This is a genomic window from Mycobacterium sp., assembly GCF_052145595.1.
In the GTDB taxonomy this organism is placed as follows: Bacteria; Actinomycetota; Actinomycetes; order Mycobacteriales; family Mycobacteriaceae; genus Mycobacterium.
Genome location: NZ_JBKQOI010000157.1, coordinates 17,879 through 41,612, shown reverse-complemented (window position 1 = coordinate 41,612; position 23,734 = coordinate 17,879). Strand labels below are relative to the sequence as shown.

Below are 23,734 nucleotides of genomic sequence, written 5' to 3'. Positions count from 1 at the left end.
CCGTCGTCGTCGCTGTAGGCGATCTCGCCGGGCACGAACGTCACCCCGCCCAGACTGACCTCGACGTCGCGCGCTCCGGCGCCAGTCTTGGTGCTCTTGCGGGGATTGGTTCCCAGCGCCTTGATGCCGATGTCGATGCCGCGCAGTGCGGCGGCGTCACGCACCGCGCCGTGCACGACCAGTCCGGCCCAGCCGTTGGAACGGGCCAATTCGGCGATGACGTCTCCCACCAGTGCCGTGTGCAGGGAGCCGGCGCCGTCGATAACCAGTACCCCGCCGTCGCCCGGACCCGAGAGGACCGATTTCAGCAGCGCGTTGTCCTGGAAGCAGCGCACGGTGCTGATCGGCCCGGCGAACTCGGAGCGGCCGCCGAACTGGCGGAATTGGAGGTCGCAGCTGCGCGCGTCGGGCCCGACGCTGTCGACGAGGTCGGCGGTCGGCCGGAATGACACGGTCACTTCTGAGATGCTAGCCGGGACAGTGGGAGTTCAGCGGCGCCGCAGTTGCCGGATCAGCAGGATGGCCAACAGGGTTGCGGCCAGGGCAACTATCATCGGCACAGGCGACAGGCTCGATGCCGAAGGCGCAACGGTGGGCGACACCGGGTTGTTGGCGCCTTCTACGGTCGATTTCGCCTGTGCGGCAGCATCTTTGGCGGCAGCAGCAAGTTCGCCGTTGGTCTCGATCCGCTGCTGCATGCTGAGGGGTCGCTCGGTCGGCGGTTCCGCCTTCTTTGCCGGCGCCTTTTTGGCTGGTGCCTTTTTGGCTGGTGCCTTTTTGGCCGGCGCTTTCGCGGTCTTCTTGACGGCCTTGGCGGGAGGCGTCTTTTCCGGCGTCTTTTCCGGCGGGGCCGGCGCGCCGTCGGGTTCGCTGTTGGGTTGATCCTGCGGGTCTGCCATGCGGCCGCTCCTTTGAGCCTTCTCTCGCGTTTTCTAGCGCACCGGTTCCTAGCGTCCCATCATGCCAGGCCGGCTGGTGGCGTCTCGGCCACGAGGGCCGATCACGGCCTGCGCCGCACCGCCCACAGGCCGCCCGCTGCGACCAGCGCCAGTGCTACCACCACAAACGGCCAGACCGGCACGGCGCCACCAGCGTCGGTGCCGGCGGGCGGTCCGGGCGTGCCGGTGCCGGGCACCGTCAGCCGAAACGACCAGGACCCGGACACCACGTGGCCGTCCGCCGATGTCACCCGGTAGTTCACCGTGTAGGTCCCGGCCGGTCCGAGGGGTCGCAGGCCGATGCCGACGACGGCGCCCTGCACCGCCGGTTCCCCGGTGGACCACACGTTGCCATCGGGCCCGACGACGGTCATGGCCGCGAACGTGGTTTGCAATCGCTCGTTGAAGGTCGCGCTCACCCGCTCCGGACCGGTGGTGAGTACCGTATTGTCCGCGGGCTGCGCGGATACCCGCCAGGCGTGCGCGAGCGCCACCTGTGCATTCACGGTTGCGGTCAATCCCATGGCGGCCAGCAACAGGCCGGCCCAGGCGATCATCGCCAGGCGCCTCATGTCCGCCGGCGGACGAGAACGAGGCAGGCACCGAGAGCTGCTAGTACCAGAGCCGCCCCACCTAACAGGCGGGCGGTGTTATCCGGTGATTTCGACGGCGGCGGCGCGGCAGCGCGGTCGGCGGGCGCGGCGGACGGCGGATGATGGTCGTGAGGTGCCAACGGCCCCGCGGTGAGGGTGAGCATCGGTGCCGGATGCTCCGGCTCACCGCCGCCGGGCAGCGGCGGCTGGTCCCACTTCACAACCGTGCCGTCGGCATAGGTCTGCGTGGCCGGGAAGCTGACCGTGTCGGTGTCCGGCAGTTGCACCGATAGACGGAACAGCGCGAATTGATCCGCGCCGATCCCGCCGTTGGGAGCGGCCGTCCAGGTCACCGCGCGGACGGCGCCGGAAGGCGCGTCGCGGTCGAGCTTGGCCGTCCAGCCGGGCATGGTTTCGGCACTGGCAGATGCGACGTCGGGGAGGGTGACGGTCAGCGCCGTGGTTGCCGCGCCGGTGCCGGATTCGTTGGGCACCTGGAAGGTGACGATGGCCGTGGCGCCGCGCACCGGATTGTCGGTGCTGGCGTGGACGTGCGCCCATGCCGCCGGGGTACCCACCGTGGAGCCGAGACAGAGCGCGACGGCCGCGGCGGCCGGGATCAGGACCCGCCAAATCCGCCTGTTGTGGCGTGACATGTCGGCGGTCAGGTCAATCCGAGGCGGGCCATCAGGTCCGCCTCGATACCGTCGAGCTGCGACGAGATCGCGGCGTGGGCCGCCCGCCGTCGCGCGGCCGGCATATTCTCCGCGGCGGTGACGGCCGCCGACAGATCGGTGAGCCGTTCGGCGATGGCGGAGACGAACTGTTTGGTCTCGGAGTCCTTGGGCTTCTTGTCCTGCACCATTCGCAATGACTTTTCCGCCCCGGCAATCCGGGCGGACTGCTGGGCGCCGTACCCGGAGAACTGGCCGATCTGAGCCAAGGGAATTCCGAGCTGATCCGCGCGACGCTGGTCGATCACCGCACGGGCGGCGATGGCCGCGCGGTATATCAGTGGGGTCAGGATCGGGGCGAGCAGCCGAGACACCGTCAGCACCCGGCGGATCCGGGTCGGCGACAGCAACTTGCCCTCCCGTGCCGCCTTGAGCTCGGCCTCGGCGACTTTCAACGCGGTTCGGTCGCTGTCCCGCTGGGACTTGACCTGCGCCTTGAGGACCTTGCCCGCGGCACGTCGATCGTCCTTGATCCGACGAGCCTCGTTCTTGGCGGCGAGCCTGGCCTCCAGTTTGGCGCGGGCCCTGATCGCGCGTGCTTCGGCGCGACGCGTCGCGCGACTCTTTCGCTTGCGGAACAGGCCCATTCCCGGCCGCCTCCCGGTATCTCGTCGACTATCGCTTTAGCGCGTGCGCGATCCGTGAGCCAACCCTAATCGGAATGGGCCGGGGGCAGCCGCTCAGGTCTGGGTGTACAGCAGGTGGCGCGCTTAGGCGTCGAGATGCTCCGTGCGGCGTAGCTCGTTGACCCGCTCCACGACGTCTTGCTGGGCTTGGGCGGACAACCCGACGGTGCGCAGCGCGATGCGGCGCACGCCGTCATCGCGCATCGTGGCCAGCCACGACAATTCCTTGTCGAGCTTTTCGTAGTAGTCGTCGTCAGTGAAGTAGGCCGGCTTGATGCGAAAGAAGTTGGCCAGCGCGCCCATGGTCGCTGACGACGGATTGGTGCGATTGCCCGAACGTAGCTGGGATAGGTAGGGAGCCGACATCGTGATGCCCTCCGCCTTGAGTGCCGCGATCACCTCCGCGGAGGTGTGTGGCCCGCGCCCGGGTGGGTACACCGTGTCGAATAAGCGGTTCAGGCGGGCGGCGAATGTCGTGCTCATCGATATGACCTCCACTGGGCTGTAGAAGTGAATTATTGCCTAGGTGTATTTGCTGACCATGGTAGCGGGAGTTGGAGTCTGCAGCCAGGTGCAAACTTGGGCGGATCCGGCACCGGTGTTGCTGACGGTGGCCAAATCCGCACTCGACGAGCGTCTAACTAATTCGCTGAGGTGTCCACCAAATCAGCGAAACTCACAGGTTATCCGCAGAATTCAGCTTCGGTGCCAGCGTGGCGGGCCGCAGGCCGCAAGCCCGGCGAGGCCATCGGGCCGAGCGTGCTGGGCAGTCGCACCGCAACCAGCAGGCAACTGTTACCTGTCGACAGCAACCTTTTGCTGTCAGGTCTTTAAAGCGGGCATAAAACGGACCTCGGGTGCAAAGAATGTCCCATACAGATACCTGTAGGGATGACTGCCCGGCATGGCGGGGTGAGGCGAAGGACGCCGGTCGCACCTCAAGCGACGTCCGGTGATCTCCTGGCGACCGAAGCCTGCCTTCGCCGCCGTCGCAGAGTTTGCGCCACCGTTGCCGCTGCGGCGACCAGTACCACCGCGACGGTGACGGCGATGGCGACCGAACGCAAGCCCAGCGCGCTGTCGAACAACATCCACAATCCGAACAGCAGGAAGAGCAGGCTGGCCAAGCCGTGCAGTAGCCGTTCGGGCAGCCGCTGGTGGAGCAGGATCCCGACACCGATCGCCAGGCCGTCGGCCAAAACTATGCCCACGGTCGTGCCGATCCACACGCCGGCCCAGTCGTGATTGCTGGCCAACGTCACCGTCGCCAGCGATGTCTTGTCGCTCATTTCTGCGAGTGCAAACGACGACATCACGGTCAGTAGCGCAAATCGGGGTTCCTGACTGGTCGAGACGGTCTCCTCGTCCGCGCCGCCCTCGCGCCAGGCCCACACCGCGAAAACGAGGAAGGCGATCGCAGAGGCGAACGCCAGCGGCCGTGCCGGCAGCGTGGTGCCCAGAAAGTGGCCAACTGTCACCGAGACCCCGTGCGCCGCGAACGCCGCAATTGCCACCCCGGTCAGCACCACCCACCATCGATAGCGCAGCGCGTAGGTCATGGTGATGAGCTGGGACCTGTCGCCGAGTTCGGCAAGAAAAACCACCCCGAGACTTAACAAGGTGGCGGCGAGCATGGCGGGCGACCTTTCGACACGTCGTCGATGACCACTGAAGTCATCGAACATCGGTCGAAGGTCTCGCCCACCGGTTTGCTTGAACCGGTTCGCCGGCCGGGCTATGCGCCAGTATGTCGACCAGACGATTCGGGGCTACTCCCCTTCGCTAACGGTCCCAGGTTAGCGGGCAAATCCGGCGTGCGCCAGGCGAGCGCCGGAGTTCGTCCGCATTCCTCGATTCGCCGGCCGAACAAAATCGGTTGAATTTGTCTATGCGGCAAGCAGCATTGCCAGAATCGCCGTGTCGGGATGGCTGATTGGGTCAACGCCGACGCGACTCACCATGGATGTGATGGTGCCGTCGGGTTCTGCTTCCACCCAAGCCGCCCGGTGCTCTAAGCCCAAATAGGGCAATCCCGGGAGCAATACGCACCCGGAGGCGGCCCCGGTGCATTCCGGCAACGACGGCATGGTTTCCGAGGGCGGATGTAACATCAGCAACGCGGGAGGCTGATGATCGGCGAAATATCCTGGCTGGATGGCTGATTCACCGAAGACCGTGCCCTCGGCCAGCACCAGGCCGACGGTGCCCGGCTCAGGCTCGTCAGGTAACTCCTCACGGGCGCCGAACACCGTTGTGGTGGAAAGCAATCCGGGCATTGATGCGACCCTGACCGCGACCATCAGCAGTTGGGCCCACTCCTTTGTTGAATCCGGCCAACGGCCGGAGATCACAAACCCTTTCAGGGCACCACGAGCATGGAAGGGCGCAACCCCGATGGGACGGTCTGACCCAGTGTCCATCTCGACCTCCGTGTGACGCCTCCATCCGAATAACCACGCTGGTAGCTCGAATGATTCAGCATGACTGCGGTTTAGGCGCCATGCAACTCGACACGGCTACCTAGCGCGCGTGATGTTCGATGGCCGAATCGAGGCCCTACTAACGCCAAGGGCGCCGCGCCATCCGCGCGACGCCCCTGGCGGCCGAGATGAAGTCAGCCGAATATCAGGCCTTTGGTCTTAGTGGTTGCGGCTGCATAACGCTTCTGCACGTCCGCCCAATTCACGACATTCCAGAACGCCTTCGCGAAGTCGACCTTGACGTTCTTGTACTGCAGGTAAAAAGCGTGCTCCCACATGTCGAGCAGCAGTAGCGGCACGATACCGAGTGGGAAGTTGGTCTGGTGGTCATACACCTGGAATATCAGCAGCTTGTTGCCGAGTGTGTCCCAGCCGAGTGCCGCCCATCCCGACCCCTGCACGGTGGTGGCGGCCGCGTGGAACTGCGCACGGAACGTGTCAAACGATCCGAAGGCGTCGTCGATGGCTGCGGCAAGCTCGCCGGTCGGCTTGTCGCCACCGTTCGGGGAAAGGTTCTTCCACCAGATGGTGTGGTTGACGTGACCAGCCAGATTGAACGCCAGGTTCTTCTCGCTCAGCAGGATTGCGGAGAAGTCGTCCTTGGCACGCGACTCCTCGAGTTTGGCGACCGCGTCGTTGGCGCCCTTGACGTACGTGGCGTGGTGCTTGCTGTGGTGGAGCTCGTTGATCTGACCCGAGATGTGTGGTTCCAGCGCTCCGTAGTCCCAGTCCAAGTCGGGCAGGGTGTATTCAGCCACGGCATTCCTTTCTTCGGTGTCTTCGGTGCATCGTTGGTGCGGCGGCCAGCCGTCATCAACCCTGCTCTATGACTGCGCGCGTCGCAACAACGACCGCCAGAAGAGAGACATACCCGGTCGGGGTTAATTCAAGACAAAACGATGAGGGCGAGAATCGCCAGCAACGCCAGGGCGATCAGGGCGGCGCGTAAGCAGGCGACACCGTAGCTGTGGTTCCACGCAGGCGAACCGGAATACGACCTCGACGGGGCCGCTGAACCCGGACCGAACGAATGCGTGGCCATTAATCGCCTTTCACCGCCCTCACCCCGCTCCAGTGAGGTGAGTCACACGGAACTTTCGTGACCGCGATCATAGCCCTTTGCAACGGTCTTGAAAAATGCTTCGCGCAATAGGGCTCCGAGCTGCGGGTTCTGGGTGACCGTGGGGCGCAATGGACCAAGCCGGGATGGGGTGCGGACCGGCGGGCCCGGCGCGCGAGTCTGCGGGTGCTTAGCAAGACGATCCATTTCGCTCAGGTACCGGTTTGGGCTGTCTATGGCGCGCCCCTGCAGCCCGGCGGTTATCCACAATTGCGGCCCGGGGCGGACGGTAAAGGCTGTGTTGATGGGGTTGATACCCACACAGCAACTGTGGATAAACCTGTGGAAACTGTGGATAGCCATAGGCAACTATTCGTGTTGCCCATGGATCGCGGGCGCGCCGGATCCGAGGCATTCAAAAGAGGCACCGAAAACGCTTCCGCGGCCCGCTTCGTCTCCGGGGATAGGCTGGTCCGGTGATCCAGGTGTGCTCCCAGTGCGGCACTCGGTGGAACGTGCGCGAGCGGCGACGCGACTGGTGTCCCCGTTGCCGCGGGGCGCTGATGGCACCCTTGGCGGATGTGCTGTCGGCCGACTCACGATGGAGTACGCACGGTGGCCCGCCGCCGGCTCGACCGCCCGCGCCTGCCGGGTGGCAGCGCACACCGCCGCGGCTGCCGCTGGGCTTCCGGTGGATAGCGGTGCGCCCCGGCGCCGCTCCGCCCGCGCGACACGGACGACGGCCCCTCGGCCCCACTCCGCGCTACGCCGTGATCCCGCGCTGGGGTTTGGCGGACCGCGTCGACCAGGCCCCCGCAGCAACCGAAAAACCCACGCCGGCAGGGCCATCGGCCGCGGTCGTTCGCACCACGCTGTTCCTGAGCGTGCTGGTGCTCAGCATGGCCGCCCTGGTGTATGTCGTGCGGTACGTCCTGTTGGTGATCAACCGCAACACGTTGCTGAACTCGATCGTGGCCATCGTCGCGGACTGGCTGGGGATTCTGGCCAGCGTGGCGGCGATCGCGGCGGTAATCGCCTCTGGCGTGATGTTGATTCGGTGGCTGATCGCGCGCAGGGCCGCGGTTTTCTCGCACCATGGGCTGCCGGAGCAGCGCTCCGTCCGGGCGTTGTGGGCCGGCTGCGCGGTGCCGCTGGCGAATCTGCTGTGGGCCCCTGTTTTCGTCATCGAGCTGGCGACCATCGAAGGGCACTACGCCCGGCTGCGACGACCAATCGTGCAGTGGTGGATCGTCTGGGTTTTCAGCTACGTCGTTTCGATTTTCGCGATGGTTACCAGCTTCGCCACGGACGCTCAGGGCATCGCAAACAACACCGTGTTGATGGTGTCTGCCTATCTGCTGGCGGCAGCCACGGTGGCCGCCGTTGCACGGGTCTTCGAAGGGTTCGAGCGGAAACCGGTCGAACGGCCCGCGCACCGCTGGGTCGTTATCGGTGACGATCGACCTGCCGTCCCCGCATCCGCCGGTCGGGTTGAGTTGCAGGGGGAGGAACCGGCAGCATAGGGGTATGACGTGGCCCGACGAGGTGCTCGCCGGGCACCCTTTCGTTGTTGCCCATCGAGGCGCTTCGGCCGCGCGGCCCGAGCACACGCTGGCTGCCTACGACCTCGCACTCAAAGAGGGCGCCGATGGCGTGGAATGCGATGTGCGGCTGACCCGCGACGGCCATCTGGTCTGCGTGCATGACCGCCGGCTGGACCGGACCTCGACGGGAGCCGGCCTCGTCAGCACAATGACCCTCGCTCAGCTGCGCGAGCTCGAGTACGGAGCGTGGCACGGCAGCTGGCGTGCGGACGGCACGCACGGTGATACCAGCCTGCTCACGCTGGACGCCCTCGTTTCGCTCGTTCTGGACTGGCACCGTCCGGTGAAACTTTTCGTCGAGACCAAGCACCCGGTCCGGTACGGCTCACTGGTGGAGAGCAAGCTCCTCGCGCTGCTGCACCGCTATGGCATCGCCGCGCCCGCGTCCGCCGATCGGTCCCGCGCGGTGGTGATGTCGTTTTCGGCGGCCGCCGTCTGGCGGATCCGGCGGGCCGCCCCGCTGCTGCCGACCGTGCTGCTTGGCAGAACCGCTCGATACCTGACCAGCAGCGCGGCCACCGCCGTCGGTGCCACCGCCGTCGGACCTTCGTTGGCGGCGCTCAAGGACTACCCGCAACTCGTGGACCGCGCCGCCGCGCAAGGCAGGGCGGTGTACTGCTGGAACGTCGACGAGTACGAAGACCTTGACTTCTGCCGGGATGTCGGGGTGGCCTGGCTTGCCACTCACCACCCGGGGCGCACGAAGGCTTATTTGGAGAACCGACGCGCCGAGCAGGGCAGCGGCTAGCCCGGCGGCGCGCTCCGCATGGCACCCTCAACTGCCCGCTATTGCTGTCCGTCGAGCGCGGCGGCGGGCATCGGTGCGTCGGAGGCCAGCGCCTCGAACAACTTGGCGGCGGCCTCGTGGTCCCACACCACCACCGACCCGGCGTCGGTGTTGGTGAACTCACCGATCGGCACGGTCATCGTCGTGGTGGACCCGCGCAGCGCCCAACCAAGCTGGGCCAGATCCCACACATGGTCTCCCCGGTCAACGGTCAGCGCCCCGACGGCCGCACGCGGCACCGAGTACCAGTGCAACGGATTGAGCCATACTGCAGGGCTGGCGGCGCGGTGCAGCAGCGCCGACAGGAACTGCCGTTGGGTGACCATCCGGTCCAGATCCGCGCGCGGTGTGTCGCGCGTCCTGACGTATCCGAGTGCGTTGCGGCCGTCCAACTTCTGGCAGCCGGCCGGCAGGTCGATGCCGGCCAACGGATCGTTGATGGGCTCGGTCGGGCACATGGTGACCCCACCGAGCGCATCGACCAGGGCGGCGAACCCGCCGAATCCGATCTCGGCGTAGTGATCAAGGCGCAGCCCGGTGGCCTGTTCAACCGTCTGGGTCAGCAAGGGCGCTCCGCCCATCGCAAACGCGGCGTTGATTTTGTCCTTGCCGTGACCCGGGATGGGCACATACGAGTCGCGCGGTATCGACACCATCGTCACCCGCGCGCTGGACCAGAACTCCGGCACGTGTACCAGCAGGATGGTGTCGGTGCGACCGCTCCCGGTGTCGCCGCCGGTGGCCAGTTCTTGCTGCTGCTCGGCGCTAAGTCCCTGGCGACTATCCGAGCCGACGAGTAGCCAGTTGGTACCGCGGCCGGGCGCGGGCCGATCGGGGTAGTCGTTCAGTGCCTGGTCGCGGTGCAGTGTCGTGTCGAGCCAAATCGAGCCGCCGAGGATGCCGGCGCCGACGAGCAGCAAGCCGATCAGCAGACTGAGCGCCACCGCCCGGACCCAGCGCCACTTGCCGCGCTTGCGGCGCGCCCTCGGCGCGACGGGCCGTGGCGGTGGCCCCGGTGCGGGAGGCGGATCGATCGGCAAGGGCGGGGATGGTCGGCGCAGCGGAGTCGTCTGACCGGGAGGCGGTGCCGGTGGGCGGGTCATGCGGCGAATCACCCGCGACGACTCCGGACTTGTTCCGGTCGGCGGGATCGGCCTGCGAGGTTCCCAAGGCCCATGGCGTCGCGGTGGTCGGTCGCCGTTCACCTGGATAATTTACGTGCCGGCACCCTCCATAAGTTAGCGCCGGGCGCGCAACCCGTTGATGAACGGGCAACCCATCAGCACCCGGATGGCCTGGCTCAGCCCGGCCATGTCGTGGACCGGCTTGTGGAAGGGCAGCCGGACGTCGCGGTCGCGGTCGTTGCCTTCGACCCGAAACCGCACGCCGTATCGGTCCAGCCCTAGCGGACGGACCTGCCCCCGTCGCAACGGCGCTGGCAGTTTGGACACCAGCCGCGCAACCACGTCGTTATGGGTGGTGTCCAGGTGCCACAGCAAGCTCGACTCGATCTCGCAGAACGGGTCGGGCCGAGCCGCAAGCAGGTCCGCCACGCTGACGGGCTCGGCACCCGTGGCGTCGGTGACGACGACGGATGCGATCTCCAGCCGCAGCAGGGTGTATCGGGGTTCGCCTCCCCCGCAAGGGACCGATATCGGCGTCTCGACTTGAAGCAATGCCGGATCCGGGTGCTCACCGGCAATCACGTCGAGCATCTGGGTCACGGTCTCCGGTGGGACCTGTTGCAGGCGGCCACGCACCCACACCAGTGATCGGACGGGTTCGCGCAGCGGAAGCGGTGCGTAGTCGATCAGTTCCAGCAGTGCTTGCGACCCGGAGATCGTACTACCGGCCATGCCCTCGTGGTCGGCGGGAATCGCTACCGCGAACGAGCCGTCGTGCAGCAAGTGATGCACGGGCGTGGCGACTGCGTCCGCTTTCCCACTTGCTTCCCCATTTTCTAGGGCCAGCAATGCGCCGCCGGCCCGGGCGCAGGCGCTGCGAATGCGTTCGGCGGTCGTCGGCGCGGGGCTGGGCAGCGGTAACATCGTTCTCCTCTAACATTAGGTAAGCCTAAGTTAACTTAGGAGCCCGGGATGCCGCAAGATCCGTCTGACGCCGGGTGCCGTTCGGCTGGCCGAGGCTGCCCATTGCCTCTCCGGCGGCGCAGGTTTTCGACCGCCACCCGGTAAACAAACGCGGGGTGGAGCAGGCGAATCGGGGGGTCGATGAGGCCGTTGACTCTGAAGAAGCGTGCGGCGACAACGGGGTCGGACTCACACGCGGTCAGCGCCCAGTCCACAAGCCGGGTGGTGACGCGCATCAACCTCGACCGTCGCCCTGTCACCTCCGGGAAGGCCAGGTCAGAGCCCGCTACCATCTGCCAGGCCACGCCAATCGGTTTCGCCGAGGCGCCGAAGTATCGCCGGGGCAGGTCGGTGCCGCCGCGACGCAGACAGTCCCGCAGCGCGGCCGCGTCCAGGGCGGCGACCGTCATTCCTTGTCCGTAGATGGGGTTGAAGCTGCAGATCGCGTCGCCGCAGACCAGTAGACCGCCGGGGAGTCGGGGCATCTTGTCGTAGCGTCGCCACTGGCTGGACGGCATGCGGTGATGCGCCACCTCGCCGATTGGTTCGGCGGCCCGCACCACCGCAATCAGGTGGGCGGGGCAGTACTGCTGGGCGAATGACAGCATGCCGGCCAGGTCCCGAGGCGGCTCGTGTCCCACCATCCCGAAGACCGTGAATATCCACGTGTCGTTCTCATAGCCGGCCAGAAACATCCCGGCTGGCCGGCCCGGCGCGGGGCTGATGTCGACCAGCTTCTCCGTCAGCGTGCCCGGGGGGATCCGCAGCAGTTGGCTTACGTATGTCGTATGCATGACAATGTGGTCCTCGACCGGTCGGCCGTACCCGAGGCCGTCCAGCAAAGCTGGCGTGTGGGCAGCTCGGCCCGTCGCGTCCATGACTACATCGGCCGTCAACTCCCGTTCGGCACCGCTGTCGCGGTTGACCACCCGCACTCCGGTGACGCGATTCCGATCCGCCGTCGACGTTAACCCGGCGGCGTCATGGCCGTCCAGGATCGTCACGTTCGTAATCGCCTGTAGGCGCCGCCGGACATGGCATTCCAGGAACGGCCTGCTCGGCAGGTACACAGCCAGCGCCTTCGGCTCGAGTGCGATCTTGCCCGACCGCAGCATTTCGTGACCGCCGAAGGACAAGTGCAGCTCGGACAACTCCCCGTCGTCCCACACGGGGGCACCAGCGGCTACGAGCTCATCGAGAAGCCCGGGGAAGAACTCATCCAAGATCTGCGCACCGCGGGCCAGCAGAACATGGACGTGCCGGCCCTGCGGTACCCCTCGTCGGACAGCGGGACCGTCGGGCAACACGTCTCTTTCGACCACGGTGACGGTGCCGAAGAAATCAGCCAGGACCCTCGTGGCAAGCAGCCCGCCCATGCTCGCCCCGAGGACGACCGCGCGCTCACCCAGTTCTGGCATGGCGAAACTCCTGAGTCGAAGTCAGACATTCGTCATCGTCGGCCGAACTTCCCCAGAAGGTACCAACCGACCACCGCCGTTGCACAGAATTGGCTGATCACGGTTCTTTTCATTTGCCGCGGTCGCGGCACCGGTCTGCGTGTCGTAACTGGCCGGACCCTCGACGATGATCAAGGGCTTGCGAGAGTGATTGTGGGTCAGTGGATTTCAAAGCTCGTTAAGCCGCGGGATCACAGGCGGGGCGCGATGGAGATCGACTCCGCGGTGGCCGCGAGTGCTTCGAAGCCTGCGGCCGCTGCCCTGGCGCGGTGGCGTTCCATGAAGTTCCGGCAACTGTTTTCGTCGCCGTGCGCCCGCGCGAGCAGCGCCCGCGAACGCAGCAGAGGAAGCTCGTGGAGGACGAAGCCGGGATCGGTGGGTACGGCGGCCAGTCGGTCGATCGCCGCCTGCGCTTCGTCTAGGTCGGAAACGGATCCGCGTCGGATCAGCAGTTGCACCAGAACCTCGGTGGCCCTTCCGCGCCAGATCATGTCGCCGCTTTCGTACGAGACATCCACGCCTGCCCGCACCATTTCGATGGCACCATCGAGATCCCCGGTGCGGGCCTTCTCTATCGCGAACTCGGGGTCGGCGATCGTCAGCGCACTCAGGGAAAACCGCTCCGTCACGGCGGCGTCGCGGGCTTGGGTGAACAGGTCGAGGCCCGCCTCGCGTTGTGGGCCGTCGCGGGTAACCAGGGTGAGGCCTCGGCTGAGTCGGCCCATTCCAAGAATAAAGTCGTCGCTGGAACGCTCGGCGATTTGCAGCGCGGCCGCGGTCTCGCGCATGGCGGTCGCATCGGGCGGCAGCGCCCCGAATGGAATGGAGGCAACGTACTTCCACAGGAGGGCGAAAACGTAGCTCGTCGAGTCGAGCGGAGCGGCCATCGCGATTGAGGTGGCGGCGTCGTCTTGCCAGTCCCGCATTCCCAGGCACATCTTGACGTGGCCCCGCATCGCGATCGCCGTGCTCAGCGGTGAGCCCACCATCAGGTTGCCTTTGGTGGGGTCGCCGTCGGCCAGGTCGATGAGGCGATCCGCCAGTCGCAGCGCCTCGATCATCTCGCCCGCCTCGCATTTGGCGTAGATCGCTGCGAACAGCAGAGCGACGGTCAGCGTCGGGTCTCCGATCGATTCGAGCAGGACGCTTTGCTCGGAGGCCACTTGGGCCGCCTCACGGAAGCGGTTGTGAAAAGTCAACGCCATGATGAACCCGGTCATGGCGATGGCCAGCGACACTTTGTCGTCCGCGGCGGTGCACAGATCTCGCAGCTCGTCGAAGCCGGTATCAGCGACAGTGCCACCGGCCCGCCAGACGGTGCCGCATAGCAGGGTGCGGGGCGCGATCTGCATGGAGGTGCGGTCGGGCTCGTCGGCGGGTAGCTTGTCGGCGACCTGGCGGGCCCGCTGCCAGCTGGTGCGGGCCGCGCGGACGTCGCGGATGACCGACCAGCCGCCGGCGCGCATGTGCCAGCCGAACGCCGCACGCAGATCGCCGGCAGCCTCCAGGTTCTCGGCGATCAGGGCGGCGTTCTCGTCAACCGCGTCCGGCTCCTGGTGTTCGATCGCGACGGCCAGGCGACGGTGCAGCTCGGCGCGCCCGGCCTTCAACTGTGACTCGTAGGCCACCGTGCGGATCAACGGGTGGCGAAACGCGTACTCGGCGCGCGGGGTGAACTTCACCTGATCGATCAGCTCCGCCCGCAGTAACTCGGCAATGGCCTCTGATTTCTCGATGTCACCCATTAAGGCGGCCAGCAGCTCGGGCCTGAACCTCGCGCCGATCACCGAGGCGGCATACAGCAACTGTTTGGCCGGCCGGCCGAGGCGGTCGACGCGGGCGGCGATGGTGGCCTGCAAGGTGCCCGGCACCGTGATGTCGGCGGCGTCATCACGGCAGAGGTAGGCGCCGCGATCGCCGGTGAGCACTCCGCGTTCAGCAAGATCACGCACCATTTCCTCGGCGAAGAACGGGTTGCCGGCGGCCCGGTCGGCGATTCGGGCGGCCAGCGCACCCACCGACGCGTCACTACCCAGCAGCTCGGCGGTCAACGCCGTGGTGTGCGCGGAGCTCAGCGGCGCCAACGAGATCGTCTGAGCGCCCGGTGTGCGCGACAGCGCGCCGGCGTATTCGGGGCGGTAGGTGATCAGCACCATTGAGCGGCTTCGCGGCACCGCCATGACGAACTCAGCGAGCATGGCCTCGCTGACCTCGTCGATCCAGTGCACGTCCTCGATCACATACTGCGCCGGTGTGCTGCGGGCCAGGGCGGCGGCGTTCAATAAGGCCGCCAACCGGCGCCGGCGGGCATCAGGGGTGATGTCGGGCAGTGCGACGTGGGGATCGCCGATTCCCAGCAGGTCATCCAGTAGCAGCAGATCCTCGGGGTTGGCGTCGGGGATGGCGCCCTGCACCCGAGCCCGGGCCGCGTACTCGTCGAGGTCGCTCACTCCGAAAACCTTGCGCAGCAGTCGTGCCACCACATGGAACGGGATCTCGCGGGTATGGGATTCGCAAGAGACGGTGAACACCTCGACCCCGAGCCCGATGGCCAGCGTCACGGCCTCGCGCGTGATACGGCTCTTGCCGATGCCGGGTGGCCCGACCACGCCGGCCACACACCCGGCACCGCTGATCGCCTGATCGAGGATGCCGGCCAGGGTGTTCAACTCCCAGGCGCGCCCGACCAGGGTCGGCTCGCGCCGGCCGATGCGCCCGCGCTCAGCAGCTGCCCGCAGCAGCCGACGCGCCGGCAGCGGCTTCTCGATGCCCTTAACGTGCACCCACTCGAGTTCCCCCAGCACGGTGGCGTGTTCGACCAGCCGGGCGGTGGACTCGCCGAGCATCACCCCGCCGGGCGGGGCGACCGACTCCATCCGTTGTGCCAACGCGACGTGCTCGCCGATCGCGGTGTAACCCGTTGGACCAGAGCCGATTTCCCCGGCGATTACCCGGCCCGAGTTCACCCCGATTCGCAGCTGCAGCACGACGCCATCGCGGCGCTGCACCTCATCGGCGAGCTGCGTGATCTGCTCTTGGATGTCCAGGGCCGCCAAACAGGCCCGAAAAGCGTGATCCTCCAACGCGACTGGCGCCCCGAACAGCGCCATGATGCCATCGCCGGTGAACTTATCGACCGTGCCGCCATAGCGCCGAATAATCCTTGCCGCGCGGCCGAAGACGGCGGCCATCACCTCGCGCAATCGCTCCGCGCCGACCGCCGAGGCGATCCCCAAGGATCCCACCACGTCGGCGAACAGCACGGTCACCTGCTTGAACTCCGCCTGCTCTCCCCGTTCCGGGGCAGGCACCCCGCAGCCGTCGCAGAACCGAGCGCCGTGGCGGAGTTCAGTGCCGCACGCTCGGCACACCGCGCCTGCTGGCCCCATCCGCCTCTCCCGCCGCTAATCAGTGGTGCGGAGCATCCGATATGCACCAACCCTAAAGCTCCCAGCCGCAACACAGGAGATTATCGACCGCCAGCGCTGCGGAGGAAGCCATTTGGAACACGCGACACACGTGGGTAACGCTTTTCGGCGGCAGCTTCCGGGTGGCTGTCCTGCGCTTTTCACCGAAACGAAAAAGCGAATTAACGATAATCAGGCTGCCCGCTGGTGAATCGCGGGTTTCATGCCCTCTTTTCCATCCGCTTCGAGTAAGTTCTAGTTCCCGGGTTTTGCCCATGCAAGAAGCTTCGTACGTCTCCCAGAAAGGCGCCGACAGTGCCCAACGGCAATCGGGACGCGCGGGCGGGGCTGGCCTGCTTCAAGGGTGAGGATTACCCCGGCGCTGTGCGGCACTACGAAGCGGCGATCCAAGCCGGCGGCCCGCGCGGCGATTGCCGGGAGTGGCGGAAAATGCTGGACCTCGCGCAGGCCAACGCCACGGCCGAAGTGAACGTCTACGTGCCGCCATTGCAGTACTTCAAGCGCAAAACACTGCTGGCGAAGCCACGGGTGCGCCCCGGCGTCTTGCCCGACCCACCGGGGCACCGGCCCGGGGCCGATCGCTTCAAACGCGTGCGACTTTTTCTGGGCGAACGGCTGGGCGCAGTAGCGACGGTGGCGATGGATCGCGTCATCGACCTGGTGGGCCGGATCTGCGACTACCGCGCCGAAGTCTGGACGAATTGGTATCGCCGCCATTGGGTGGTGGGAGTCCTGACGCTCGCCTACATCCGCGAGGAACTGAACGCGAAAAACCTGAAAAGCACCTACCCGGACAACACGCTCGTCGCCTTCCAACAGCCGGGGCAGAAACCGCCCGCCGGAGTCAGCCATTTCCGCACCGCCGATGGAAGCTGGAACAACCTCGACGATCCCAAGGAGGGCGCCGCCGGCACGCGCTTCTTGCGCAACGTCGAGCTCGCCGCCACCCGCCCCGAAACGGGCAAGCGATTGCTCACGCCGAACCCGCGGGAGGTCAGTCTCAAGCTGCTCACGCGCCCGGACGATGACGATGGCCGACCCGAGATGGCGCCGGTCTTGTTCCTGAACCTACTTGCGGCCTCGTGGATCCAATTCATGAACCATGACTGGGTCAACCACGGCGAGGTCCAACCCGACGCCTTCATCAGGGTGCCGCTGCCGCCGGGCGACCCGGCAATAGACCGTTATCTGCAGAGCGACATGGTCATCAGCATGACCCAGCCGGACCCGACGCGCGGTGCTCACGAGCCCGCCGCCACGAGTTCGATCAACGAGGTCACCCACTGGTGGGACGGCTCACAAATCTATGGCAGCGACCAGGCGACCCAGAACCGTCTGCGCAGCCGCAAATTTGGCAAGATGCGGCTGAACACCGACGGCACGCTGCCCGTTGACCGCAGTACGAGGGTGGAGGACGCCGGCTTCATGCGCAATTGGTGGGTCGGCCTAACCATGCTGCACACCCTTTTCGTGCGCGAACACAACGCCATCTGCGACATGTTGCATGAGGCCTACCCCGACTGGGATGACAAACGCCTCTTCAATGTCGCGCGGCTGATCAACGCCGCGGTAATGGCCAAGATCCATTCCATCGAATGGACGCCTGCCATTCTGCCCAACCGGGCGCTCGAAACGGGGCTGAACTCGAACTGGTACGGCTTGCTGACCTACCTCCAGCGTAAGGGCAAGGCCCGCAGGACACTGTCCGAGGTGAACCTGCGCAACCCCGAGCTCGGCGGCATCGTCGGCAACCCGATCAGCAGGCACCACAGCGCATTTGGGCTGTCCGAGGAATTTGTTGAGGTCTATCGTCTGCACTCACTGCTACCCGAGACGCTGCAGCTACGGCTCCGCGGCCAAAAGGGCATCGCGGAGGAGGTGTCCCTACCCGCCACGCGCCAGCACGGTTCGGTCGTAATAACGACAGGTTACGCGATGTCGGACCTGTTCTATTCGTTCGGCAACCAGCACCCGGGCGCTTTGGTGCTCAACAACTTTCCGCGCTTCATGCAGGAGCTCAGCGTGCCGGGCAATCCGTTCTTCGACATGGGCACGGTGGACATCGTGCGCGCGCGCGAACGCGGCGTGCCGCGCTACAACGAGTTCCGCCGCCAGCTGGGGCTGAATCCGATCAAGAGCTTCGACGACCTTACCGACAACCCGGAATTCTTGGAGAAGCTGAAGGCGGTCTACGGCGGCGGTAAGAAAGGGGTCGAGGACCTCGACCTGCTGATCGGCACGCTGGCCGAAGCCGAGCGGCCCACAAACTTCGGTTTCGGCGAGACTGTGTTTCAGATCTTCATCGTGAGCGCGAGCCGCCGGCTGCAGGCTGATCGTTTCTACACCGACTGCTACAACGAGGGCGTCTACACCCCGGAAGGCCTGCGCTGGATCGACCAGACCGACCTCAAGACCGTGCTCGTGCGCCACTACCCCGAGCTCGCGGACACCGGCCTGGCGAACATCAAGAACGCTTTCGAGCCTTGGGACGAAGGGCCCGTGTTGGATCCCGATCGCCATCCATTGCGCGCCTGGGACTCTGAGTTGAAGCATGACCCGTGGCGCGGCGACGCGTACCGCCATGCGTAACCATCTTCCGAGCGCGCGGATGCTGAAGTGGTTTGTGCGGCGCAGCATTTGGGACCTCATTGCCTGGGCGAAATTCGCCGTCAACAAGCCGGTGAAAATTCCGCTGCCGCCGACCAAGCGGCGCACCATCAAACCGAAGCCGATGATCGAGGCGATTCCCGAAGTGCCGCTGCGCAAGGTGATGGTCTGTGCGCGCGCGGACATCCCGAAGGACGAGCGTTCGTTCCGCAACACCACGGCCTATCGAGTTCAGGTCTGGCTCTACGGCGCTTTCTCACCCATGCAGCCAGGCCTGCCGCCGATAGACCCCGACCCGCAGGTGGCGTTGAAGAAAGCTTTTAATGGGCTGCGGCGCAAACGGTTTCAAGCGCCCGAACTACCGGCCGAGTATCTGGGCAGTCCAAACCTGGGCTCGCTGGCGGTGCGCGGTCCCTTCGCGTGCTATACCAAGCGCCTCGACGGCGCCGGCGCTACCTGGGTGTGGGACCTGGGCGACCTCAACAACTACGAGCACCACTACGGGCTAATGAAGATCGGTTCGCGCGTGCTGTTCAAGAAGGTGCGACGCTCGCTGCAGGCCTATCAGATCGATTGCGCGCTGGGCTCGGTTGGGCCAACCCATCAAGACTGGGGCCGCGCCTGCAAGATCGCGTTGTGCGCCGCCTCGACACACCTTTCGCTCGTGCGTCACTTCAACTGGGTGCACCTAGCAGGCGGCGCGCAGTTGGCCATTGCGACCCGCAATAACCTTTCGGCGAACCACCCACTGTGCAGGCTGCTGCGGCCGTACACCTACGGAACCCAGCAGAGCAACGACATAGTCACCCGCGGGCAGATGGCCCGCGGTGGCGACTTTGAGACCACCTTCAGCCTCACCTTCGACGGCATGTGCCGGTTATTCGACGACACCTACTGTGACTACACAAACCTCGTCAATGACCCTGAGGAGGACGGTAAGGCGCGTCGTGTGCGCAACGCCGGCTTCGACACACCGACGCAACAAAACCTCGAGGCGCTGTTCGACGTCATGCACCGCTACGTGCGCAACTATCTGAAAATTTACTACCCGCGGAATGCCACCGGCGCCAACGACGTGTGCCGCGACCCCGAGACGCTGGCCTGGCTCACGGAACTCAACACGTTATTTCCCAACGGTTTTGGCGTAACTCCCAAGAATGTCACCTGGGACACTTTGGCGCGGCTGCTGGCGACCCAACTGTACTTGGTGACCGTGCAGCACGAGATCTTCGGCAGTTTTATGTGGAACTATCAGCTCTGGACGCACCGCCAACCGGCGCGAATATACGAGGATTTCCGGCGTGAGCCATTGGACGTCTACCAGCGCCTGGTCAACGCAAACTACAACCTGAATGTGCCCCGACGCGCCCTGATGCACGACTTCGATCACATCGCCCTTGACTACCGCGCCAAGCTGGCAATGATCCAGTTCCAGAGCGATCTCGCCGCGCTGCAGGTGCAGATGGAAAGCCAACCGCGTGCGGTATGGCGAATCTACCCACGCGACCTGAAGGTCAACATCAACGCGTAATGAAGTTCGAGCGGCGTGCCTGCGCCGGCTCAACCGCAAACGACTGATCGTCTCGGCTATCGGGACATCATCACCGCTATCGACTCAGCCCGCGCGCACACCCACCTCACCGACTTACGACCCGACGATGGCGCAAGACCCGTTTGACGCCGGGCGCCGTTAGGGTTGGGATGTGGTCCGCATCGCATACCTCGGTCCCGAAGGGACCTTCACCGAGGCGGCGCTGCTGCAAATCACGGCCGCCGGCCTGGTTCCCGAGCAGGGGCCCGTCCCGGTGCGGCAGATGCCGATCGAAAGCACCCCCGCGGCGCTGGACGCGGTCCGCGACGGCAACGCCGATTACGCGTGCGTCCCGATCGAGAACTCGATCGACGGGTCGGTGATGCCCACTTTGGACAGCTTGGCGATCGGTTCGCCCCTGCAGGTGTTCGCCGAGACGACGCTGGACGTGTCGTTCAGCATCGTCGTCAAACCCGGCAACAGCGCGGCAGACGTGCGGACGTTGGCCGCGTTCCCGGTGGCGGTGGCCCAGGTGCGGCAGTGGCTGGCCGCCAACCTGGCCGGCGCGCAACTGCGGCCGGCCTACTCCAATGCCGACGCGGCGCGGCAGGTGGCCGACGGCCAAGCCGACGCCGCGGTGACCTCGCCGCTGGCCGCCGCCCATTGGGGGCTGACCGCCCTGGCCGACGGCGTCGTCGACGAACCCAATGCCCGCACCCGCTTCGTTCTGATCGGGCTGCCGGGGCCGCCGCCGGCGCGCACCGGAGCCGATCGAACGTCCGTGATCCTGCGCATCGACAACGTGCCCGGTGCGCTGTTGGCGGCGCTGGCCGAATTCGGCATCCGCGGCATCGACCTGACCCGAATCGAATCCCGGCCGACCAGAACCGAACTCGGTACCTACCTGTTCTTCGCCGACTGCGTCGGCCACATCGACGACGACGCCGTCGGCGAGGCAATAAAGGCGTTGCACCGTCGTTGTGCCGATGTGCGATACCTGGGTTCCTGGCCGACGGGTTCGGCCACCGGGTTGGTGCCACCGCCGGCGGACGAGGCGTCGCGCTGGCTGGCGCGGCTGCGGGCAGGCAAACCCGACCAGACCTCCGGTGCAGAGGGGCTATAGGCATGAGCGGTCGTCTGGTGCTGCTGCGGCACGGCCAGTCCTACGGCAACGTCGAGCGCAGGCTGGATACCCGGCCGCCCGGCGCGGAGCTGACACCGTTGGGGCGCGACCAGGCCCGGGCTTTTGCGCGCGGTTCGGGACGGCCGGCAATGCTCACGCACTCCGTGGCCGCGCGGGCGTCGCAGACCGCCGCGGTGATCGGCGCCGAACTCGAGCTGTCGCTGCTCGAGGTTGCCGGCATTCACGAGGTGCAGGTCGGCGAGCTGGAAGACCGCAGCGACGATGAAGCGGTCGCCGAATTCACCGCCATCTACGAGCGATGGCATCGCGGTGAGCTCGACGTGCCGCTGCCGGGCGGCGAGACCGGCAACGATGTGTTGGATCGCTACGTGCCGGTGCTCACCGAGTTGCGAATGCGCTACCTCGACGACGACGACTGGAACGGCGACATCGTCGTCGTCAGCCATGGCGCGGCGATCCGGCTGGCCTCCGCGGTGCTAGCCGGAGTGGACGGCAACTTCGCGCTGGACAATCATCTCGACAACGCCGAATCGGTGGTGTTGGCCCCGATCACCGACGGGCGGTGGAGTTGTGTGCGGTGGGGAACAGTGATGCCGCCGTTCTATCCCCAAGCCGATGCAAGCCCTGTCGCGGACGCGGTGCGCTCAGGCGCCGACCCGATGGGCTAACGATCGAGCTGACGACTTATTGGGGGCCACTGCAACCGATTCCGTGCATCTGCAGCCGACGGCATCGCAATCGATGACGAACGTGTGCGCCGTAAGCTCGGGGCTCACGCAGTCAGGTTGCGTGCATTCCCAGCGGCCCCAAAACCGGCCGAATGAATGGCGAATGATGGTCCCGTGGCAGTGATCTAGGCCTGCCCGGCAGTCGCGGCACTCAGCGCTCATAAGCCGTTCATAGCATCCGGACGGGACAACTTCGGGATGCCGCGCCTAGGGCCGGCGGGGTTTGTCACGGGTTGTCAGCCCCAGCCGAGTTGTTCCAGCCGGTCGTCGTCGATCCCGAAGTGGTGGGCGATTTCGTGAATCACCGTGATCGCCACCTCCTCGACAACATCGTCTTCCGACTCACAGGCGTCCAGCAGCGCCTCCCGATAGATCGTTATGGAATCCGGGAGCGACCCGGCGTAGTCGGAGTCACGCTCGGTCAGTGCCACCCCTTCGTAGAGCCCGAGCAGCTCCGCGTCCTGCGGATGGCGGTCCTCGACCAGAACGACGACGTTGTCCATCGCGGCCGCCAGGTCGGGCGGGATCAGGTCGAGTGCGTCGGACACCAGCTCGTCGAACCGCTGCGGGTCCATCCGCACGGACACCCGGCTAGCCTCCCGGTGCGGGCTCGGCTGGGGGCGCTGCGCCGTCGGCCGGGGGTGGGCCGTCCTGTGGTGCTTGGGTGGCCGGAGCTCGCTGCGGGACTTGAGAGGCCGGGGCCGGGGGAGGCGTCACGACCGGCTCTTGCTGCGGAAGGTGCTGGTTGTTCGGCGGTATGGCGTCCGGCGCGCTGGGCTGGCTGGTCGGCACCTGGACGGGTATCGACGGCAGCGTCAGGCGCTCCTCGGGGATGTCGGGCGGGGGCACCGGCGGCTGACCGTTGATCAGCAGCTGGCCCTTGGCGCTGTTCACCAGCGTGGCCCAGCCGCCGTTGCCCAGCGTGGCGCCGACGCTGCAAGCGACCTCACGGCTACCCGCCGACCAACTGGGCAGCGATACGGTGGGGTAAATCAGCGTCAGGGTGGTGGCGCGCAACTTGATGGGCGCAAGGTAAGCGTCCGTCATCTTGGTGCACGAATCCTTGATGAACCCGTCCTGATCGGGCTCGGCGGGCACGGGACCGGGGAACTTCTCGGCCAGGTTGACCGTGCCGGTGATCTCCATTGCGTGCGGGGCCCCGCAATCGACCGGAACGTCGATCGGCTGATTGGTTGTCGGGTCGATGCCCAGGCAAGTGCCGGCCGGCCAGACCTTGGACTGGTCGACGTCGGCAACCTTGCCCTTGAAGGCCTGCTGCTGGTTGTTGGTGCCCGGCAGCTGCAGGCCGCAGAGCATGCGGCGGTCGCCGGACTGGCGCCACGCTCGGTCACCGGCCCACAGCAGGCTGACGATGAACTTGCTGTTGGGGTCGTATTTGCGTCCGAGATAGTTGTGGACCGCTGCCTCGCATTGCTCCTGCGTGATCTGCTGAATGCGTGCCGGCGACGGGGGAGCGGCGTTGGGCCCGTACTCGGAGCCCGGGAAAGTCCGCATGTCGAGCGACTCGGCGACTTCGAACTTGTGGTTGTCCGCGCAGTTGACGACGCTGGCGGACTCCGGGGTGGCATCCGGCCACGTCAGGCAATCACCGCTGTTGGCGCGGTTGAGGGCGGCGTCGCTCTTGGTTCCGGTGCTGGGCACCGGATTGCCGTCGGCATAGCCGGCCAGCCGACCCGGCCCGGTGCCGACCGGGATCGCGGTGACCAGTCCGGCGATCAACAGGCCGCCCAGCGCCGTGAGTAGCAGCGCTCGCCTGGTGGCCTTGCCCTGCACAGCCTGCACCGCATGCGGCCACTGCGAGCCGGCCGGCGCGCGTTCCGCCGGGTCGTTCGGGGAGCCGGCGAGGGTGCCGACTTCCAAAATTTCCTTCTCGGGCGCTTGCGACATCCGGTCCATTCTGACAGGACCC

21 protein-coding genes and 1 pseudogene are annotated in these 23,734 nt (G+C 66.2%); 6 read left to right on the top strand and 16 right to left on the bottom strand.

Translation table 11 applies throughout. The features are described 5' to 3' along the window. From rraA to ACLP4W_RS14160, 9 genes are all read right to left on the bottom strand, one after another. The coding region (gene rraA, locus ACLP4W_RS14200; RefSeq protein ID WP_442386880.1) for a ribonuclease E activity regulator RraA at positions 1 to 458 on the bottom strand (458 nt) is incomplete at its 3' end. Positions 459 to 488: 30 nt separating this feature from the next. Next, positions 489 to 899, bottom strand: a complete 411-nt coding sequence (locus tag ACLP4W_RS14195; RefSeq protein ID WP_442386878.1) for an Rv3852 family protein — start codon at positions 897 to 899, stop codon at positions 489 to 491. A gap of 101 nt (positions 900 to 1,000) precedes the next feature. Next, positions 1,001 to 1,510, bottom strand: a complete 510-nt coding sequence (locus tag ACLP4W_RS14190; RefSeq protein ID WP_442386877.1) for a copper resistance CopC family protein — start codon at positions 1,508 to 1,510, stop codon at positions 1,001 to 1,003. Further along, positions 1,507 to 2,187, bottom strand: coding sequence for a YcnI family copper-binding membrane protein (locus tag ACLP4W_RS14185; RefSeq protein ID WP_442386875.1), 681 nt, complete (start codon positions 2,185 to 2,187; stop codon positions 1,507 to 1,509). The genes ACLP4W_RS14190 and ACLP4W_RS14185 overlap by 4 nt, the downstream gene beginning before the upstream one ends. An 8-nt stretch (positions 2,188 to 2,195) precedes the next feature. After that, positions 2,196 to 2,852 (bottom strand): DUF6474 family protein, encoded by a 657-nt coding sequence (locus tag ACLP4W_RS14180; protein WP_442386873.1) that lies wholly within the window; start codon positions 2,850 to 2,852, stop codon positions 2,196 to 2,198. 123 nt (positions 2,853 to 2,975) lie between these two features. Further along, positions 2,976 to 3,374, bottom strand: coding sequence for a transcriptional regulator (locus ACLP4W_RS14175; RefSeq protein ID WP_442386871.1), 399 nt, complete (start codon positions 3,372 to 3,374; stop codon positions 2,976 to 2,978). A gap of 455 nt (positions 3,375 to 3,829) precedes the next feature. After that, positions 3,830 to 4,525 (bottom strand): TMEM165/GDT1 family protein, encoded by a 696-nt coding sequence (locus tag ACLP4W_RS14170; RefSeq protein ID WP_442386869.1) that lies wholly within the window; start codon positions 4,523 to 4,525, stop codon positions 3,830 to 3,832. A 252-nt stretch (positions 4,526 to 4,777) separates the two neighbouring features. Continuing rightward, complete coding sequence (locus tag ACLP4W_RS14165) at positions 4,778 to 5,311, bottom strand: peptidase (RefSeq protein WP_442386867.1); 534 nt, start codon at positions 5,309 to 5,311, stop codon at positions 4,778 to 4,780. A gap of 194 nt (positions 5,312 to 5,505) precedes the next feature. Next, positions 5,506 to 6,129, bottom strand: coding sequence for a superoxide dismutase (locus tag ACLP4W_RS14160; RefSeq protein ID WP_442386866.1), 624 nt, complete (start codon positions 6,127 to 6,129; stop codon positions 5,506 to 5,508). 778 nt (positions 6,130 to 6,907) lie between these two features. Here ACLP4W_RS14160 and ACLP4W_RS14155 point away from each other — a divergent pair. Together ACLP4W_RS14155 and ACLP4W_RS14150 are read left to right on the top strand one after the other, a co-directional pair. Further along, positions 6,908 to 7,954, top strand: coding sequence for a DUF4328 domain-containing protein (locus ACLP4W_RS14155; protein ID WP_442386864.1), 1,047 nt, complete (start codon positions 6,908 to 6,910; stop codon positions 7,952 to 7,954). Between the two features lie 4 nt (positions 7,955 to 7,958). Next, positions 7,959 to 8,783 carry a glycerophosphodiester phosphodiesterase gene (locus ACLP4W_RS14150; protein WP_442386862.1) on the top strand — a complete coding sequence of 275 codons (825 nt, stop codon included), beginning with the start codon at positions 7,959 to 7,961 and terminating at the stop codon, positions 8,781 to 8,783. A gap of 38 nt (positions 8,784 to 8,821) precedes the next feature. Here ACLP4W_RS14150 and ACLP4W_RS14145 read toward each other — a convergent pair whose 3' ends face one another. The 4 genes from ACLP4W_RS14145 to ACLP4W_RS14130 form a co-directional block, all read right to left on the bottom strand. Beyond that, the gene (locus tag ACLP4W_RS14145; RefSeq protein ID WP_442386860.1) at positions 8,822 to 10,027 is read right to left on the bottom strand and encodes an LCP family protein; all 1,206 of its coding nucleotides are present in this window, start codon (positions 10,025 to 10,027) and stop codon (positions 8,822 to 8,824) included. A gap of 33 nt (positions 10,028 to 10,060) precedes the next feature. Further along, positions 10,061 to 10,870 carry a DUF2470 domain-containing protein gene (locus ACLP4W_RS14140; protein WP_442386858.1) on the bottom strand — a complete coding sequence of 270 codons (810 nt, stop codon included), beginning with the start codon at positions 10,868 to 10,870 and terminating at the stop codon, positions 10,061 to 10,063. A gap of 35 nt (positions 10,871 to 10,905) precedes the next feature. Continuing rightward, a complete protein-coding gene (locus ACLP4W_RS14135; RefSeq protein ID WP_442386856.1) occupies positions 10,906 to 12,327 on the bottom strand; it encodes an FAD-dependent oxidoreductase in 1,422 nt (473 codons plus the stop codon). A gap of 230 nt (positions 12,328 to 12,557) precedes the next feature. Next, a complete protein-coding gene (locus ACLP4W_RS14130; RefSeq protein ID WP_442386854.1) occupies positions 12,558 to 15,677 on the bottom strand; it encodes an ATP-binding protein in 3,120 nt (1,039 codons plus the stop codon). A gap of 411 nt (positions 15,678 to 16,088) precedes the next feature. Between ACLP4W_RS14130 and ACLP4W_RS14125 the strand changes: the two genes are divergently transcribed. The 4 genes from ACLP4W_RS14125 (at position 16,089) to ACLP4W_RS14110 (ending at position 21,744) form a co-directional block, all read left to right on the top strand. Next, positions 16,089 to 18,383 (top strand): peroxidase family protein, encoded by a 2,295-nt coding sequence (locus ACLP4W_RS14125; RefSeq protein ID WP_442386852.1) that lies wholly within the window; start codon positions 16,089 to 16,091, stop codon positions 18,381 to 18,383. Continuing rightward, positions 18,376 to 19,932, top strand: a complete 1,557-nt coding sequence (locus tag ACLP4W_RS14120) for a hypothetical protein (RefSeq protein WP_442386851.1) — start codon at positions 18,376 to 18,378, stop codon at positions 19,930 to 19,932. The genes ACLP4W_RS14125 and ACLP4W_RS14120 overlap by 8 nt, the downstream gene beginning before the upstream one ends. 172 nt (positions 19,933 to 20,104) lie before the next feature. After that, positions 20,105 to 21,055, top strand: a complete 951-nt coding sequence (gene pheA, locus ACLP4W_RS14115; RefSeq protein WP_442386849.1) for a prephenate dehydratase — start codon at positions 20,105 to 20,107, stop codon at positions 21,053 to 21,055. 2 nt (positions 21,056 to 21,057) lie between these two features. Next, positions 21,058 to 21,744, top strand: coding sequence for a histidine phosphatase family protein (locus tag ACLP4W_RS14110; RefSeq protein ID WP_442386847.1), 687 nt, complete (start codon positions 21,058 to 21,060; stop codon positions 21,742 to 21,744). Here the strand turns inward: ACLP4W_RS14110 and ACLP4W_RS14105 are convergent. The 3 genes and pseudogenes from ACLP4W_RS14105 to ACLP4W_RS14095 form a co-directional block, all read right to left on the bottom strand. Further along, positions 21,721 to 21,966, bottom strand: coding sequence for a hypothetical protein (locus tag ACLP4W_RS14105; RefSeq protein WP_442386845.1), 246 nt, complete (start codon positions 21,964 to 21,966; stop codon positions 21,721 to 21,723). The two genes, ACLP4W_RS14110 and ACLP4W_RS14105, sit on opposite strands and share 24 nt — an antisense overlap. Then, a pseudogene (locus ACLP4W_RS14100) lies at positions 21,963 to 22,391 on the bottom strand (metallopeptidase family protein). The gene ACLP4W_RS14105 and the pseudogene ACLP4W_RS14100 overlap by 4 nt, the downstream one beginning before the upstream one ends. Before the next feature lie 4 nt (positions 22,392 to 22,395). Next, positions 22,396 to 23,721 carry a septum formation family protein gene (locus ACLP4W_RS14095; RefSeq protein ID WP_442386843.1) on the bottom strand — a complete coding sequence of 442 codons (1,326 nt, stop codon included), beginning with the start codon at positions 23,719 to 23,721 and terminating at the stop codon, positions 22,396 to 22,398. Positions 23,722 to 23,734: the final 13 nt, after the last annotated feature.

Excerpts from the sequence above, each read along its gene's own strand:
- ACLP4W_RS14105 (WP_442386845.1), bottom strand. The coding sequence starts at position 21,966 with ATGAGCGCTGAGTGCCGCGACTGCCGGGCAGGCCTAGATCACTGCCAC.
- ACLP4W_RS14110 (WP_442386847.1), top strand. The coding sequence starts at position 21,058 with ATGAGCGGTCGTCTGGTGCTGCTGCGGCACGGCCAGTCCTACGGCAAC.
- ACLP4W_RS14175 (WP_442386871.1), bottom strand. The coding sequence starts at position 3,374 with ATGAGCACGACATTCGCCGCCCGCCTGAACCGCTTATTCGACACGGTG.
- ACLP4W_RS14120 (WP_442386851.1), top strand. The coding sequence starts at position 18,376 with ATGCGTAACCATCTTCCGAGCGCGCGGATGCTGAAGTGGTTTGTGCGG.
- ACLP4W_RS14140 (WP_442386858.1), bottom strand. The coding sequence starts at position 10,870 with ATGTTACCGCTGCCCAGCCCCGCGCCGACGACCGCCGAACGCATTCGC.
- ACLP4W_RS14150 (WP_442386862.1), top strand. The coding sequence starts at position 7,959 with ATGACGTGGCCCGACGAGGTGCTCGCCGGGCACCCTTTCGTTGTTGCC.
- ACLP4W_RS14185 (WP_442386875.1), bottom strand. The coding sequence starts at position 2,187 with ATGTCACGCCACAACAGGCGGATTTGGCGGGTCCTGATCCCGGCCGCC.
- ACLP4W_RS14165 (WP_442386867.1), bottom strand. The coding sequence starts at position 5,311 with ATGGACACTGGGTCAGACCGTCCCATCGGGGTTGCGCCCTTCCATGCT.
- ACLP4W_RS14170 (WP_442386869.1), bottom strand. The coding sequence starts at position 4,525 with ATGCTCGCCGCCACCTTGTTAAGTCTCGGGGTGGTTTTTCTTGCCGAA.
- ACLP4W_RS14135 (WP_442386856.1), bottom strand. The coding sequence starts at position 12,327 with ATGCCAGAACTGGGTGAGCGCGCGGTCGTCCTCGGGGCGAGCATGGGC.
- ACLP4W_RS14180 (WP_442386873.1), bottom strand. The coding sequence starts at position 2,852 with ATGGGCCTGTTCCGCAAGCGAAAGAGTCGCGCGACGCGTCGCGCCGAA.
- ACLP4W_RS14095 (WP_442386843.1), bottom strand. The coding sequence starts at position 23,721 with ATGGACCGGATGTCGCAAGCGCCCGAGAAGGAAATTTTGGAAGTCGGC.
- ACLP4W_RS14195 (WP_442386878.1), bottom strand. The coding sequence starts at position 899 with ATGGCAGACCCGCAGGATCAACCCAACAGCGAACCCGACGGCGCGCCG.
- ACLP4W_RS14190 (WP_442386877.1), bottom strand. The coding sequence starts at position 1,510 with ATGAGGCGCCTGGCGATGATCGCCTGGGCCGGCCTGTTGCTGGCCGCC.